The organism is Microbacterium testaceum StLB037, assembly GCF_000202635.1.
In the GTDB taxonomy this organism is placed as follows: domain Bacteria; phylum Actinomycetota; class Actinomycetes; order Actinomycetales; family Microbacteriaceae; genus Microbacterium; species Microbacterium testaceum_F.
Map to the genome: position 1 here is coordinate 3,362,370 of NC_015125.1, position 15,345 is coordinate 3,377,714.

The 15,345-nt window shown below is 70.3% G+C and carries 16 protein-coding genes; 6 read left to right on the forward strand and 10 right to left on the reverse strand.

What is annotated here, in order from left to right; translation table 11 throughout:
* The first annotated feature begins 30 nt into the window (after positions 1-30).
* From dapE to MTES_RS18975, 3 genes are all read left to right on the forward strand, one after another.
* Positions 31-1,107, forward strand: a complete 1,077-nt coding sequence (gene dapE / locus MTES_RS15290) for a succinyl-diaminopimelate desuccinylase (RefSeq protein WP_013586184.1) — start codon at positions 31-33, stop codon at positions 1,105-1,107.
* Entirely contained in the window at positions 1,089-2,327 is a 1,239-nt protein-coding gene (locus MTES_RS15295) for a hypothetical protein (protein ID WP_043361533.1), read from the forward strand. Before dapE ends, MTES_RS15295 begins: the two co-directional genes overlap by 19 nt.
* Positions 2,328-2,419: 92 nt before the next feature.
* On the forward strand, positions 2,420-2,593 hold the full coding sequence (locus tag MTES_RS18975; RefSeq protein WP_013586186.1) for a DUF3117 domain-containing protein: 174 nt from the start codon (positions 2,420-2,422) through the stop codon (positions 2,591-2,593).
* 99 nt (positions 2,594-2,692) lie between these two features.
* Here MTES_RS18975 and MTES_RS15300 read toward each other — a convergent pair whose 3' ends face one another.
* On the reverse strand, positions 2,693-3,331 hold the full coding sequence (locus tag MTES_RS15300) for an O-methyltransferase (protein WP_013586187.1): 639 nt from the start codon (positions 3,329-3,331) through the stop codon (positions 2,693-2,695).
* A 71-nt stretch (positions 3,332-3,402) separates the two neighbouring features.
* Here MTES_RS15300 and MTES_RS15305 point away from each other — a divergent pair, with 71 nt between their 5' ends.
* Positions 3,403-3,774, forward strand: coding sequence for a twin-arginine translocase TatA/TatE family subunit (locus tag MTES_RS15305; protein ID WP_013586188.1), 372 nt, complete (start codon positions 3,403-3,405; stop codon positions 3,772-3,774).
* 22 nt (positions 3,775-3,796) lie between these two features.
* Here the strand turns inward: MTES_RS15305 and MTES_RS15310 are convergent, their stop codons facing one another.
* The 3 genes from MTES_RS15310 to MTES_RS15320 are packed head-to-tail and all read right to left on the reverse strand — an operon-like array spanning position 3,797 to position 6,794.
* Complete coding sequence (locus tag MTES_RS15310) at positions 3,797-4,951, reverse strand: P-loop NTPase (protein WP_013586189.1); 1,155 nt, start codon at positions 4,949-4,951, stop codon at positions 3,797-3,799.
* Positions 4,948-5,475 carry a DUF1003 domain-containing protein gene (locus MTES_RS19930; RefSeq protein ID WP_013586190.1) on the reverse strand — a complete coding sequence of 176 codons (528 nt, stop codon included), beginning with the start codon at positions 5,473-5,475 and terminating at the stop codon, positions 4,948-4,950. The genes MTES_RS15310 and MTES_RS19930 overlap by 4 nt, the downstream gene beginning before the upstream one ends.
* Positions 5,475-6,794, reverse strand: a complete 1,320-nt coding sequence (locus tag MTES_RS15320; protein ID WP_013586191.1) for a magnesium transporter MgtE N-terminal domain-containing protein — start codon at positions 6,792-6,794, stop codon at positions 5,475-5,477. Before MTES_RS15320 ends, MTES_RS19930 begins: the two co-directional genes overlap by 1 nt.
* A gap of 71 nt (positions 6,795-6,865) precedes the next feature.
* On the opposite strand from MTES_RS15320, the gene MTES_RS15325 reads away from it, so the two are divergent.
* Entirely contained in the window at positions 6,866-7,636 is a 771-nt protein-coding gene (locus tag MTES_RS15325; RefSeq protein ID WP_013586192.1) for a general stress protein, read from the forward strand.
* On the forward strand, positions 7,633-8,304 hold the full coding sequence (locus MTES_RS15330) for an alpha/beta family hydrolase (RefSeq protein ID WP_013586193.1): 672 nt from the start codon (positions 7,633-7,635) through the stop codon (positions 8,302-8,304). Before MTES_RS15325 ends, MTES_RS15330 begins: the two co-directional genes overlap by 4 nt.
* Before the next feature lie 4 nt (positions 8,305-8,308).
* On the opposite strand, the gene MTES_RS19405 is transcribed toward MTES_RS15330, so the two are convergent.
* The 6 genes from MTES_RS19405 to MTES_RS15360 form a co-directional block, all read right to left on the reverse strand.
* On the reverse strand, positions 8,309-8,791 hold the full coding sequence (locus tag MTES_RS19405; protein WP_013586194.1) for a hypothetical protein: 483 nt from the start codon (positions 8,789-8,791) through the stop codon (positions 8,309-8,311).
* The gene (locus tag MTES_RS18605) at positions 8,788-10,518 is read right to left on the reverse strand and encodes a hypothetical protein (protein ID WP_013586195.1); all 1,731 of its coding nucleotides are present in this window, start codon (positions 10,516-10,518) and stop codon (positions 8,788-8,790) included. The genes MTES_RS19405 and MTES_RS18605 overlap by 4 nt, the downstream gene beginning before the upstream one ends.
* Entirely contained in the window at positions 10,515-10,868 is a 354-nt protein-coding gene (locus MTES_RS15345; protein WP_013586196.1) for a hypothetical protein, read from the reverse strand. The genes MTES_RS18605 and MTES_RS15345 overlap by 4 nt, the downstream gene beginning before the upstream one ends.
* Positions 10,869-10,950: 82 nt before the next feature.
* Complete coding sequence (locus MTES_RS15350) at positions 10,951-12,732, reverse strand: gamma-glutamyltransferase family protein (protein ID WP_043361540.1); 1,782 nt, start codon at positions 12,730-12,732, stop codon at positions 10,951-10,953.
* On the reverse strand, positions 12,729-14,186 hold the full coding sequence (locus MTES_RS15355; protein WP_013586198.1) for an aminopeptidase P family protein: 1,458 nt from the start codon (positions 14,184-14,186) through the stop codon (positions 12,729-12,731). Before MTES_RS15355 ends, MTES_RS15350 begins: the two co-directional genes overlap by 4 nt.
* Before the next feature lie 85 nt (positions 14,187-14,271).
* Complete coding sequence (locus tag MTES_RS15360) at positions 14,272-15,294, reverse strand: endonuclease/exonuclease/phosphatase family protein (protein ID WP_013586199.1); 1,023 nt, start codon at positions 15,292-15,294, stop codon at positions 14,272-14,274.
* Positions 15,295-15,345 lie beyond the last annotated feature (51 nt).

Here is a 15,345-nt window from a genome sequence, read left to right on the forward strand (position 1 = left end):
GGCGGCAGCACGCTCGGTAGGATCGTGGGCATGTCGCCGCTCGATCTCTCGTCTTCCTCGCTCGACCTCACGCGCGCCATCTGCGACATCCCGAGCGTCTCCGGCGATGAGACGACACTCGCGGACGCCATCGCCTCAGCTCTCGCCAGCTACGACCACCTCGAGGTCATCCGCGACGGCGACACGATCGTCGCGCGCACGAACCTCGGTCGAGCGCGGCGGGTCGTGATCGCGGGACACATCGACACGGTCCCCATCAACCGCAATCTGCCGGTCGAGGACCGCGAGATCGACGGGGAGGCCTTCCTCTGGGGCCGCGGGACGGTCGACATGAAGGCCGGCGTCGCCGTGCAGCTCAAGCTCGCCGCCGAACTGGTCGCCCCCTCGGTCGACATCACCTGGATGTGGTATGACCACGAAGAAGTCGATTCCTCGCTCAACGGTCTCGGCCGGCTGTCGCGGAACCGACCCGACCTGTTCGTCGGCGACTTCGCGATCCTCGGGGAGCCGAGCAACGGCGAGGTCGAAGGCGGCTGCAACGGCACGCTTCGGGCGATCGTGCGCACCGACGGCGTCCGCGCGCACAGCGCCCGCTCCTGGATCGGTGAGAACGCGATCCACAAGGCGGCTCCGATCCTCGCGCGTCTCGCGGAGTACCGCGCCCGCGAGATCGAGGTCGAGGGGCTGCTCTACCGCGAGGGACTGAACGCCGTGAAGATCGTCGGCGGAGTCGCGGGCAACGTGATCCCGGATGCCTGCGAGGTCCAGGTCAACTACCGGTTCGCCCCGAGCCGCGACGCGGCAGGCGCCGAACGCGTCGTGCGCGACGTCTTCACCGGCTTCGACGTCGAGTTCGTCGACATCGCCGAAGGGGCGCGACCCGGTCTCGATGCGCCCCTCGCGCAGGAATTCGTCGCGGCGGTCGGGGCCACCCCTCGGCCGAAGTACGGGTGGACCGATGTCGCCCGCTTCTCGGCCCTGGGCATCCCGGCGGTCAACTACGGACCCGGTGACCCGCATCTCGCCCACCACGACGAAGAGCGGGTGGCCGTGGCGCAGATCGACGCGGTCGAGCGCGGACTGCGCGCGTGGCTGAGCGGGTCGTGACCACCGAGGTCGCGGCATTCGGAACCCTCCGGGGGTGGGCGCGCCTGCCCGTGGCGGCGCGCATCGCGCTCATCTACGTCGCGGCGCGCGTCGTCACGACGATCTTCTTCCTCCTGGCTGCCGGGATGTCCGGGCCCACGTCGCGTTTCGGCGTCGAGCCGGCGCTCGGTCAACTGGCCCTCGGCTGGGACGCGCAGTGGTACTGGTTGGCGGCGCTGTCTGGGTACCCGTCCGTCCTTCCGCTCAACGCGGCGGGTGCGGTGTCCGAGAATGCCTGGGCCTTCCTCCCGGTCTACCCGTACCTGTCGGCGGGAGTGGGCGCCTTCCTCGGTTCGTGGGGCGCGGGAGGCGTGGCCATCGCCCTCCTGTCCGGTTACGGTGCGAGTCTCGCGCTCCATGCGCTGCTGCGCGATCGCCTGGGCGATGCCGCGGCGACGTGGGCGGTCGTCTTCTTCGCCGCGGGGCCGCTGGCCGCGATGTTCCAGGTGGGGTACGCGGAGTCGCTCTTCCTGCTCCTGCTGTTCGTCGCCCTGCGCTGCGTGCAGCGCCGGCGGTGGGGATGGCTCTACGCCCTGATTCCCGTGATGGGCTTCACCCGCCCGGGTATCCTCGCCTTCGCCCTCTTCCTCGGGCTCTACGGCATCCATCGATTCCTTCGCCGTCGGAGCGATCCGCTTCCGCGCCGCGAGATCGTGCACATCGTCGCGCTCGGCGTGGTCAGCGTGGTCGTCGGCTTCGCCTGGCAGGTGATCGCCGGGCTCGTCACGGGAGACGCCGGGGCGTACCTCGCGACGGAGCTGGCGTGGCGCCGCAACTGGATCGCTGACGCGAGCGGTCACTTCGTCCCCGTCGAAGGCTTCGTGCAGGCGGCGGCGTTCTGGTTCACGCAGTGGGGACTCGGCCCGTGGGCGGGGTACATCGCGCTCGTGATCCTCGTCATCGGAATCACCCTCGCGCTCCTTTTCGCCCGCCCGGTCCGGCGGCTCGGCGTCGAGATCCGCCTGTGGTCCGCCAGCTACCTGGTCTACCTGCTTCTCGTGTTCTTCCCGCAGTCGAGCATCTTCCGGCTCCTCCTGCCCGTGTCGCCGCTGTGGGGCGCATTCGCGGTGCCGCGCTCGACCGGCTGGCGCGCGGGCGTTCTCGCCCTCGCCCTGCTGGGGCAGTGGTGGTGGATCTACAACATGTACGCCCTCGGGAACACGTACTGGCAGATTCCCTGACGGATGCCGTGTGGCCTCGCGTGGCGCGCGACCACGCGCCACGCCCGCTACCGGTAAACTGTCAGGAGACCAACGACGAAAAGGGGGCCGCGATGGCAGCCATGAAGCCGCGAACCGGTGACGGACCGATGGAGGCCGTGAAGGAGGGCCGGCTGATCATCGTGCGCGTGCCGCTCGAGGGTGGCGGGCGACTCGTCGTCTCGGTGAACGACGCCGAGGCGAAGGAACTGCACGACGTGCTCGGTGGGGTCGTCAACGCATCCTGATGCATCTTCACGAAGAGAAGGCCGGTCCCTCGGGGCCGGCCTTCTCTTCGTCGTGGTGAGCGTTGGAGCTCCGCGGGTGAGCCGCGGGGTGGAGCGCTGTCAGGCCGTCGGGGCGACGGTCGTCAGCTGCAGGAGCCCCTCACCCGTGGTCGAAAGGGCGCCGAAGACCGCCGGTGAAGCCTGGACTTCTTGGATGAGCGAGCGGTACGCCGTCGTGACGGCATCGCGGCGCACCGGGTCGGCGACCGCACCGCCGGCGAGGACGCGCGGAATGAGGACGGTTCCCCCTGCCCGGACGAGGCGCAGGCCGTGTTCGACGTATTCGATGACGCCGTCGGGGTCGGCGTCGATGAAGACGATGTCGTAGGACGCTTCGTTCATCCGGGGGAGGACCTCGGAGGCGCGACCGGTGATGAACCGGGCGCGAGCCGCGGGAATCCGCGCGTCCGCGAAGGCGGAGCGCGCCGCACCGAGGTGCTCCGGCTCGCTGTCGATCGTGGTGAGCGTCGCGCGCGGAGAACCGTGCAGCAACCAGAGCCCGGAGACGCCGCCGCCGGTGCCGACCTCGACGACGTTCAGCGCACGTGTCGCGGCGGCCAGAAGCGCGGTCTGCGCGCCGACCGCGGGGCTGATCGGGGCGGCACCCAGCTCGAGCGCGTGCGCGCGAGCCCGGGCGATGTGCTCCGGTTCCACCGTCGACTCCTGCACGAACCGCTCGTTCGCCTCATAACCACTCACCTGGACCTCCGTGCCCAGGCTAGAGGGCGCCGTCGTGCCGGAGGCCGAGGCGCGGCGGGTAATCTGAACTCATGTTCTTCGGGCTCACCATCGAGAAGCTCATGCTGATCGGTGTGGTCGCCGCACTCGTCATCGGCCCGGAGCGTCTGCCCAAGTACGCCGAGGCCCTCGCGAAGTTGACGCGCCGCGCCAAAGAGACGCTCCAGGGCGCGAAATCCCGCATGCGGGAAGAGATGGGTCCCGAGTTCGACGACGTCGATTGGCGCAAGCTCGACCCCCGGCAGTACGACCCCCGCCGGATCGTCCGCGAAGCCCTCCTCGACGACACGCCGACCGCGACCATGCGCGCCGCCGGCGCCGCCGCTGTGGCCGCCCGCGTCACGCCGGAGAAGCCGCCCTTCGTTCCGGGCGCGCTCCCTCCGTTCGACGACGAATCGACCTGAGTTCCGAGACCGCGTTGGCGCGTCAGGCTGACGGCGTGACGCGGAGCGCCCGTCCGGCGAGCCCCCGCGGATTCCGGGCCAGAGCAGCCGCAGCCGCCTCGATGGCGCGCGACGCCGGGTCGCCGGGCGCCGTGAGCACCACCGGCCGACCGTCGTCGCCTCCGCCGCGCAGCGCGGGGCTGAGGGGAACGGATGCCAAGAGCGGGACGTCGGCATCCTCGGTCGACAGAGCCCGAGCCACCGCTTCGCCTCCGCCGGAACCGAACAGGTCGAGGGAGGATCCGTCCGGCAGGGTCATCGCGGACATGTTCTCGATCACCCCGATCACGCGCTGACCCGTCTGGCGCGCCACGGTACCCGAGCGAACCGCGACGTCGGCGGCGGCCGCCTGCGGCGTCGTGACGACCAGCACATCGGCGTGGGGGAGCAGCTGTCCCACCGAGATGGCGACGTCGCCCGTCCCGGGAGGCATGTCGAGCAGCAGCACGTCGAGGTCACCGAAGAACACGTCCGTGAGGAACTGCTGCACGGTGCGATGCAGCATGGGACCCCGCCAGGCGACCGCGCCCGCGGCATCCTCTCCGGGGCGGCGCAGGAACATGCCGATCGAGATCACCTTCACGCCGCAGGCGACGGGCGGCAGGATCAACTCGTCGATCCGCGTCGGCGCCGGGGGAAGACCATCGGCGTCGATGAGTCCCAGGAGGCCGGGGATCGAGAAGCCGTGGACGTCGGCGTCGATCAGGCCGACGCGCAGGCCGCGCGCCGCCAGGGCGACCGCGAGGTTCGCGGTCAGGGTCGACTTGCCCACGCCGCCCTTGCCGCTCGTCACGGCGATCACACGCGTGAGCGAATCGGGGCCGAAGGGCATCTCGCGCTTCGCGCGGCCGCCGCGCAGCTTCTCGGTGAGCGCCTTCCGCTCGTCGGGCGACATCACCCCGACCCGCACGTCGACCGCGTCGATCCCCGCGGCCGACGCGGCGGCATCCCGGACGTCCCGTTCGATCCGGTCGGCCGCGGGGCACCCCACGATGGTCAGCGCGATTCCGACGGCCGCGGTCGTGCCGTGGACATCGACCTCGCGCACCATGTCGAGCTCGCCGAGGGGGCGCCGCAGCTCGGGATCGGTGACCGCCGCGACGGCCGCACGCACCCGCTCGGCGAGGTCCGCGGTCACGGCGCGGGCCGAGACTGCTCGTCGTTCTCGTCGAGGCGTTGGAGAGCGGCGCGCAACTCGGTGCGCAGCGTGTCCTTGGTGATGACGTCCTCGGTCAGATCGCGAATGGCCATGCGCAGGGCGACGATCTCGCGGGCGAGGTACTCGGTGTCGGCGAGATTGCGCTCTGCGCGCTGCCGGTCCTGTTCGATCTGCACGCGGTCGCGGTCGTCCTGACGGTTCTGCGCGAGCAGGATGAGGGGAGCGGCGTACGACGCCTGCAGCGACAGCACGAGGGTCAGCGCGGTGAAGCCGATCGCGGCGGAGTCGAAGCGCAGCTCGTCCGGGGCGATCGAGTTCCACCCCATCCAGACCACGCAGAAGAGGGTCAGCGAGAGCAGGAAGGTGGGCGTTCCCATTGCCCGGGCGACCCACTCGGTGAAGCGACCGAAGCGATCGCGAGAGGGCTGGGGAGCACGTGGGGCGAGAACGCGGCCGCGGCCGCGGGGCGCGTCGAGAGCGGGCTGGCGGTTGTTCCGAGCCATCAGCGCCTCCTCGGGGTCGGTGGGGTCTGGACAGGGATGCTCTGGGTCGCGGTCGGTCTGCGTGTGACCTTGGGCGTCGGATCATCGCTGTCGTGCGTGCGCCAGTCGTCGGGCAGGAGGTAATCGAGCACGTCGTCAACGCTCACGCAGCCGACGAGACGGTGCGCCTGATCGATGACGGGGAGCGAGACGAGGTTGTAGCTGGCGAGGAGGCGGGCGACCTCGGCGGCCGTGGCGTCGGCGGGCACCGGCTCCAGCGTGTCGTCGATGATCGCGCCGAGCCGCTCGTGCGGCGGGTAGCGCAGCATGCGCTGGAAGTGCACGGTCCCCAGCAGGCGGCCGGTCGGCGTCTCGTAGGGAGGGAGGGTGATGAACACGGATGCCGCGAGCGCGGGGTGCAACTCGTGCCGGCGGATGAGGGCCAGGGCCTCCGCCACCGTGGCATCCGCCGACAGCACGATGGGCTCCGGCGTCATGAGACCGCCGGCCGTGTCGGGGCCGTACTGGAGGAGGGCACGCACGTCGTCGGCTTCCTCGGGCTCCATGAGGTCGAGGAGTTGCTCCGAGCGCGACTCCGGCAGCTGACCGAGGAGATCGGCCGCGTCGTCGGGCTCCATGGCATCCAGGATGTCGGCGGCGCGCTCGTCGCCCAGCTGCTCGAGGATGTGGACCTGCTCGTCCTCGGGCATCTCTTCGAGGGCGTCGGCGAGGCGATCATCGCTGAGTTCTTCGGCGACCTCGATGAGGCGTTCTTCGGGGAGGTCGAGCAGCGTGTTGGCGAGGTCGGCGGGCTTGAGCTCGGAGTAGGTCGCGACGAGCTGTTCGGCGGACTGCGCCTCGCCCGGGGTCTGGTTCTCTCGCACTTCGGTCCACGCCGCGAACGTCGTGGGTCCCTTGGCGAACGGCGAGGCACTCGTCCGGGGGCGGCGGAGGAACAGCTGTCCGACATCCCACTCGCCGAGGCGGTTGCGCTCGATCGCGACGTCTTCGATCACGGCGGTGCCGGAGCCGTCGACGAGGCTCACACGACGACCGAGCATCTCCGCCATGACGCGCACTTCGCCACCGCGCTGCTGGAAACGGCGCACGTTGATGAGGCCGGTCGTGATGACCTGACCGGCCTGTATGGAGGTGACGCGCCCGATGGACACGAACACATGTCGGCGCCCGGGAATCTCGACGACGAGCCCCACGACGCGCGGCGCAGCGGACGCGCGGTAGATCACCACGACGTCGCGCACCTTACCCAGACGGTCTCCCGCCGGGTCGAACACCGTGCAGCCCGCCAAGCGGGCGACGAAAACCCTTTGCGTGCTCACCGGTCCAGCGTAGTCCGCACCTCCTATGCAACACCGGTGGAACGGTCAGGCGCGCGTGACAGGATGGTGAAATGAGTATGTTGGCGGGGCGACCCGGGGCAGGACGCGACGAGGTCGGCGAGAAGGTCGCGTCGTTTCCCACGTACGAGCAGGCGCAGAAGGCCGTTTCCTCCCTCATCGCGGGCGAAGTGCCCGCGCGTGACATCGCGATCGTCGGGACGGGGCTTCGCTCGATCGAGCGGATCACGGGCCGGCTCGGCTACGCCACCGCGGCGCGTTCCGGTGCCCTGAACGGCCTGATGATCGGTCTGCTCTTCGCGTTCATCTTCGTCCTCGGTCAGCCGACGGTGCAGATCGCGACCTTCCTCGGCGTTCTCCTGGTGGGTATGGCCCTCGGCATGCTGCTGAGCCTCGGCACCTATTCGCTCATCCGGCGTCGCCGCGACTTCGCGTCCGTGATGCAGGTGAGCGCGGACCATTACGACGTCTGCGTCGCCGCGGCGAGCCTGCACAAGGCACGTGGGGTGCTCGGGCCGACCGGAACGGCGCGCACCGTGGTCGCCCGCCCGTCCGTCTCGGTCGATGACGCTCCGCCGCAGTACGGCGAGCGGATCGCCCCCGGAGCACCGACCCCGTCGTCGGCCGCGCGCCCCGCGGCGACGACCTCCGCGCCGGCCGACGATGAGCCGCCGCGCTATGGGGAGCGAATCGTCCCCCCGACGCCGCAGCCGCACCGCGATGCCTCCGAAGACGGCCGCGCTCCCGCGGAATCGGCCGGGGTCGAGCCGTCTGCTGAGGAGCCGCCGACCGAGGCGCCCGGGGCTCCGCGCGACGACCGGTGACGGTCGAGCCCGTCCGCATCCCGGTCGACCTGCCGAGCGGAGCTTCCTTCGTTTCGGGGCTGTGGGACGCGCCGACGGACGCATCCGTGACGATCGCTCTGGCGCACGGAGCGGGAGCGGGCATGACCCATCCCTTCCTCGAGGGCCTCGCCACCGCTCTCGCGGCCGACGGCTTCGCCGTGCTGCGGTTCGTCTTCCCCTACATCGAGGCGGGACGCCGGATGCCAGGACCCGTCGCCGCGGCGACCGGGACGTGGGCGGCTGTGCAGGAATGGTGCGCCGAGGCGTCGGCGTCGGGAGCGTTCGTGGCCGCGGGGAAGTCGTATGGCGGGCGGATGGCATCCGTCGCCGCCGCGGAAGGACTCATCGTCCCCGACGGGCTCGTGTACCTGGGCTACCCCCTGCATCCGCCGGGGCGCCCCGACAAGCCGCGGTCAGAGCACCTGCCGACGGTGCACGCACCCCAGTTGTTCGTCGAGGGCGAGAACGACCCGTTCGTCGACCCGCACGACCAACTCATCGAGGCCGTGGCTTCGTGCCCGGACGCCCGCGTGCACTGGATCGCCGGTGCCAATCACTCCTTCGAGGTGAAGGGCGCGCGGCGACCGGCGGATGAGATCGGCGCGGGGCTGGCGCCGGTTGTCGCCGGCTTCGTGCGGGCGTTGTAGACGGCTACGGCCCGGGGGTTGCGGGGAGGGTGCCGCAGCGGGAGATGGCAATCATTTCTAGGGCGAGGCGGCCGTCTATATGGGCTTCCTGAACGCTTACGCTCACATTGAGATCCTTCTCGAGCAGATCGAGGTTCGCGAAAGACACGTCGATGCCCAGATCTCGCTCCTCCCATTCGTCTCCTAAGCGGGTAGGGAGTGCTGCAAGTAATGCGTGGACATCCACGTCGTCCGCAACATAGATGATCCAGTGGCCCGTGTAGAACGCGCCCCGATCGCGGGACATCAGTAGCGGATCGTCGCACGGGTACGGTGGCTGCTCCGGTTGGCGAACAACCTCTTTGGGATCTGGAACAACGTTCACGAGCTTTTCGAGCGTTTGAGTAGTCTCACTCTGCACAGCCTCATATGAGGGTGTGTCCACGGAGCAACCCTCAACTCCGAGCAGGACGAGTGCGACGAGTGTGATTGCAGCGAGCTTCTTCATGATCGTTTCGCGTCCTTGAGGAGTTTCTGCACGGCGTGCAGGACATCGCCATTGAGGTCCTCGTCATCGCTCATAAGAGCGTTGTGGTGCGCAACGCTGTCTCCGATGATGAACGGCGGCGCCACCGGTCCGTACACGAGCTTCAGCGGGTCAGCACCAGGGATGCCAGAGCTCACGATCGTGATACCGGGAAACGATTCTGGGGGAACGTCGAAGCCGAGACCTCCGAGCCGGAGTCCGGCGTAGCTGCGATTGATGTCGTCCGGCGCTTGGGCTGCGTAGTAGGCGGTGTCAAGGTTCGGGACGTAAGGTCCGACGGCTCCGACGCCGCCAGCCAAGAACCGCGCGTCCAATGTCGCGCCGTAACTCTCGGCGTTGCTTCCGACAGCACTGGCATACGAATGCTCGTAGCTCATCGTCCACAGTGAGGGTTCAGCCGCGCTGACGCCGATCACGACGTTCGCGAACTCGACACCTCGTTCTTGAGCGAAGCCGTTGTATTGCGGACCCTCGGTCAAGGGCTTGTCGAGTTGTGGCATTGGGCCGGTCATCACAGTGAAGGCGATGACGCTTCCGGGGCTCGCATTCCTGACCTGCCAGTCCGCGAACCTCGTGATCGGCTCGTCGCCGAAGAACGACGCCGCCTGCGTGTTCGTGCCGGGAACCACGAAGAGCGCGGACGTGGCCCGTGACGGATCGCCGGACATCTCGATCAGCGCGCCGTGATCCGGGTCCCAGGCGTAGAGCTGTTTCCGGCCGTCCTGTACCGCTTGGAAGTACGCGAGTTCCGCGTCGATCGCGCGCAGACGGCTGTCGGCCTGCGCCGCGGGCGACCGGAACCTGGCGGTCAGCGGGTCCGCGTCGAGCTGCGCCTCGCGCCGCTCCCGACGGAGCTCCTCGACCCGCGCCGCCGCGCGCGAGCGATTCACAGCGACGCGCGTCGCGATGTCCACGCCGTCGAGGTTGCCGATCGCTGCCGGCATCGCGGTGATCAGGGCGGTCGCGGTCGCCGCGGGCAGGGCGTTCCACCACTGCGCGATCGCTGCGGGGTGAGCGCGACGGATCACGGCGAGCCATTCGGGATGCTCGGTGAGAAGCCGAGCGGCGTCGAAGCCCCCGTGCTCCGCCAGCCGTGTGAGGAGGGGGAGGGCAGCGGCATCCGTGATCGAGGTCGATTCTGCGGTCAGCGTCTGCTCGTCGACGCGAAGTTTCGCCGACAGTGTCCACGGAATGTCCGGGATGGCTCGGAGCTGAGCTGCGCATGCGTCGACCGCCTCGGTGTACCGGTCGAGGAGTGCCGTGCACGCGCGCCGGAACTCGGCCTCCTCGTCGGCGCGTGCGTCTGCGGCGAGAAGTTGTGCGAACGGGTCGTCGGAGACGGGCGGCGCGAACCGGTCGAGGATGTCGCGCGTGTCCAGACGTGCGACGAGGGCGTCTCGCTCTCGGGTGACGGCATCCAGTTCGTCCGCCAGTATCTCGACCGCGGTGCACGCGAGCCCGATGCCGGTCAGGATCTCGACGGCAGCGGGGCCGATGAGGGTCATCGCGTCCTGGAGGTCGACGGATTCCGGTGCGCGGTAGACCTCGGGGAGCATTCCCCACGAGAAGAGGATGTTCTCTGCGCTCAGCCGGAGGGGCGTGGACGCCTGCCGCAGAGCCCGGGCGCAGCGACGCAACGCTTCGGGGTCTGCGGGCGCGACCGGGATCGCGGCGCGGTCGAGGCTCATGAGAGGCGTGCCCCGAAGCGCGATGGGTCGAACAGCGGAGCGCGCGTGCGCGCATCGAGTGCCGCCGCGGACTCGGCCATCTCTTCGTCCGCCGTGACGTAGGACAGCACGATCGTGCGAAGCGCCGCCACGGCGACCCGTCCGTGCGAGACCATGCCGCGCGACAGGGCGACGCGGGCGCCTGCGACGTCGTCGAATGCCGAGCGCGCCGTCGACACGCGCGCCAGAGCGGTGCTCATCGCCTCGACGGCGCCGCGAAGCGCGTCGGAGCGGTCGAGGGTCTCGTCGAGGGCGCGCCGCAGGCGATCGGCGATACCGATGATCTGGTCGGGCTGCAGCGAGTAAGACATGCCGGGATGCTAGGGAGTTTCGCGGCCCGCGATTTTCACCCTGTGGATAGCGCCCGGCGCCTTTCACCCGCTCCCGTGCGCGTCATCTCCCGGCTGCGTACCCCTGCATTCCGCGCGGATTCGCCGCCGCCCACAGCAGACCGTTCGCGTCTCGACCGACGGCACTCACGCGGCCCAACGCCCAGTCTCCGGCGACCGTCACGCGATGACCGCGTCGCTCGAGGTCGGAGACGACCTCGTCGCCTATCCGCCCTTCGACCATCGCCCCGGCCGGCGTCCAGGTCCGCGGCCAGAAGGAGTCTGCGATCGCGGTGGTGTGGAGCGTGGGCGAATCGATCGCCTGCTGCGCCGTGTAGCCGCCCACGAGCGTCCGCAGGATCACCGGCAACTGCCACTGGTCCTGCTGGTCGCCGCCGGGAGACCCCAGAGCGGTGACCTCGTCGCCTCGGGAGAGGAGGGTGGGTGTCAGCGTCGTCCGGGGGCGTCGACCCGGCAAGAGCGAGGAGGGATGCCCCGGAACCAGCCACGTCATCTGCAGGCGGGTGCCGAGACAGAAACCCAGCTCGGGGACGGTCGGCGACGATTGCAGCCAGCCGCCCGAGGGCGTTGCGGAGATCACGTTGCCCCACCGGTCGATGACGTCGATGTGGCAGGTGTCACCGCGCGTCTGGCCAGAACGATCAACCGTGGGTTCACCCGTTGCGCCGGCGGCGACACCCGCGTCGGTGCGCAGGGGAGGGATCACCGGATGCCGCCCCTCGGGCGACCCGGGACGGAACTCCGGCGACGCGTCGTCGCCGATGAGGGCCCGACGCTCGGCGATGTAGTCGTCGGCGAGCAGCGCCGACGGCGACGCCGCCCCTTCGCCGTCGCCGAACCAGGCGTCGCGGTCCGCGTACGCGAGCTTCTGCGCCTCGAGGACGGTGTGCGCACCGCGCCCGCGGCTGATGTCGAGGGCATCGTCCTCGAAGGGATCGAGCATCCGCAGCGTCTGGAGCAGCGCCGGCCCCTGCGTCCACACCCCGGGCTTGTACACGTCCCATCCACGGAATCGGGCGGAGACCGCGGGTTCGACGCTCGCGCGCCACGCGCGCACATCCTCGGCGCCCAGGACGCCCCGGTGCTCGCCGCCATCGGAGTGGCGGTGCGGCTTCTGGATGAAGGCGGCGGCCGCGGGGAGCACCTCTTCGGCCCAGCGGGTTCGAGCGGCGTCGATGCGGGCTTCGCGCGATTCCGCGGGGACACCGGCGGCGATGAGCGTGTCGAGGACGTCGGCGTACGCCGGGTGGCGGACGACCGTATCGGGAGCGGGGGCCCGGCCGTTCGGCATCCATTGGTCGGCCGATGTGGGCCAATGATCGCGGAAGAGGTCGGCGACGCGGCCGATCGTCGCGGCCGCGCCGGCGACGAGGGGGTGCCCGTCGCGGGCATAGCCGATCGCGTACGCCAGGATGTCGCGGAGTTCCCACGTGCCGTGGTCCCGCAGGAGGAGGAGCCAGGCATCGACCGCTCCGGGGACCGTGGCGGCGAGTCCGCCCGCGCCCGGGACGAGGTCGAGCCCCAGGCCGGTGACGTGGGCGATCGTGGCCGCGGCGGGCGCCGGCCCCTGCCCCATGAGCACGACCGGCTCCGCGGCTCCGGCCGGACGTACGAGTGCGACCAGGTCGCCGCCGGGTCCGTTCAGGTGGGGTTCCACGACGTGCAGGACGAACGCGGCGGCGACCGCGGCGTCGAAGGCGGTCCCGCCGCGCTCGAGGACGGCCTGTGCAGTCGCCGTCGCCGTCCAGTGGGTGGATGCCGACATGCCGAACGTCCCGCGAAGGGTCGGGCGTGTCGTGAATGCGGGCGGGGGTGTGAAGCTCACCGCGACAGCCGAGCGATCCAGTCCTCGACCTCGTCGGCGGTGCGGGGGATGTCGGCCGACAGGTTCACCGGGCCGTCCGAGGTCATGACGATGTCGTCCTCGATGCGCACGCCGATGCCGCGGTACTCCTCGGGGACGGTGAGGTCGTCGATCTGGAAGTAGAGACCGGGCTCGATCGTGAAGACCATCCCCGGCTCGAGCAGACCGTCGTAGTACATGTCGCGACGGGCCTGGGCGCAGTCGTGCACGTCGATGCCGAGATGGTGGCTCGTGCCGTGGACCATGTAGCGCCGGTGCTGGCCGCCGGTGTCGGCATCCAGGGCCTCCTGGGCCGACACGGGGAGAAGGCCCCACTCCGCGACGCGAGCGGCGATGATCTCCATGGCGGCTTCGTGCACGCGACGGAACGGCACGCCCGGTCGGGCGGCCTCGAATGCCACGTCGGCGGCCTCTCGGACGGTTTCGTACACCCGGCGCTGCACGTCGGTGAACCGTCCCGAGACGGGGAGAGTGCGGGTGATGTCGGCGGTGTAGAGACTGTCGACCTCGACCCCGGCGTCGATGAGGATGAGGTCGCCCGGCTTCACCGCGCCGTCGTTGCGCGTCCAGTGCAGGTAGCAGGCGTGGGGTCCGGATGCCGCGATCGTGTCGTATCCGACCGCGTTGCCGTCGGCCCGGGCGCGCTGGTGGAAGACCCCTTCCACGACCCGCTCCCCGCGGGGGTGCTCGACGATGCGGGGGAGCTCCGCGACGATGTCGTCGAAGCCCCGCGCCGTGACCTCGACCGCCAGGGCCATCTCGGCGAGTTCGAACTCGTCCTTGACGAGACGCAGCTCCGAGACGAAACGGGCGAGCTCGTCGTCCTCACCGAGGGTGCGATCGGCGTCGGACGCGACGAAGTCATCGACGTGGGCCGTCGCGACGCCCAGATCGGCGGCCACTCCTTCGAGTGCGGGACGAGGCCCGATCCAGAACTCTCCGACGGACGCGTCGGCGTAGAACTCGGGCGTGGTGCGGTCGGCGCGCTCCCGGAAGTAGAGCACGACCTCGTGGCCGTCCTCGCGCGGCTCGAAGACGAGGACCGAGTCGGGTTCGGCGTCGGACGCCCAGCCGGTCAAGTGCGCGAACGCCGAGTGGGCGCGGAACGGGTAGTCGGTGTCGTTGCTGCGCTGCTTCAGCCCGCCGGCGGGAATCACGAGCCGCTGGCCGGGGAAAGCGGCGGACACCTTCGCGCGACGCCGCGCGGCCCAGGCCGCTTGCTCACGGGGGCTCGGCAAGGCCTCCTCGCGCTCGGCCCAGCCCGTAGAGATGGTGTCGAGGAACCCCTGCGGGAACGGTGCCTTCCGGTTCGTCGTCGAGTTCGAGGGCGCGTCGTTCGCCTGCGGCTCGGCGGTGACGGGGGTGGCTGCCTGCTCCGAGGGGGCGATCGTGTCGCCGGTGGCGGGGGATTCCATTCCCCCAGTTTCGCACTGCTCGCGCCGGGGTGCTCGGGTGGGTCGAGCGTGTCGCGGACGCGGGGGTGGCATCCGGAATCCGGGGTCAGCCGCCGGTGCGCTCGAGTTGGACGACGACGGGACGGTGGTCGCTGCCGGAACCGTCGAGCGTGCGCATGACGATCGAGCCCGAGACCGTCCAGTCCGGCGTCGCCATGACGTGGTCGATCGGGGCGCCGAGAATCGCGGGGATGTCGGTGGGCCACGTGCCCACGCCGCCGTTGCCGCTCGCGGAAGTGGTGTCGCGGCAGCGACCCAGGGTGCCGCCGTCGACGCCGAGTCCGGTCATGTGGTCGATCGTCGCGTTGAAGTCGCCGGCAAGGATCACGTTGTCGCTCGCGCACTGGTCGGCGAGCCACTTCAGGTCGGACCGCCACTGCGTCATGTAGTCCTCGCGCGGGGCGACGGCGTGCGCGGCGACGATGATCGGGCCGTCGCCGGAGACGGGCATGGCGACCGCGCTCGGCACGGTGGAGGTGTTGCTCGACCCGTCGAGGGAGGAGTCGATCACCGAGTAATCACCCAGTTCGGGGCGGATGAGCACCGTGGTCGAGGTGGCACCCCACCCGGTCACGCCGTACTCGGCGTGGTGGGCCCACATCGGCCGGCCCATGTCGCGCATGAGTTCGGCCACGCGCGTGCCGGTGTCGATCGTCGTCTCCGGCAGGGTCACCACGTCGGCCTGCATGTCGACGGCGAACTGCGCGATGGACTCGGCCGAGGTCGCCGCTCCCGCCGTGTTCCACGTCATCACGCGCAGACTCGTCGCGGTCTTGTCGGGGAGGCTCTCGTCTCCCGTGCCGCGCTGCATGATCATCAGGCCATTCGCGCCCGCGGCCACGCCGAAGACGAGGGCGAGGGTCAGCGCCAGGGCGCGCAGAGGACGGATCAGCGCGAACAGCAGGGCGAGCACTGCGGCTGCGGCGAAGACCGCGCCGAGGGCGGCCCGGAACGAGATCACCTGGACGAGCGGGAAAGTGCGCTCGAGGCCGAAAACACCGGGCCAGGTCAGGACCGCGGCGCCCGCAGCGAACGCGAGCGCGACGATGACTCCGAACAACCGACGCACGCGCTCGACCCTAGGGGAGCCGCCTGAGAGAACCACGGATGCCGCGGCCTC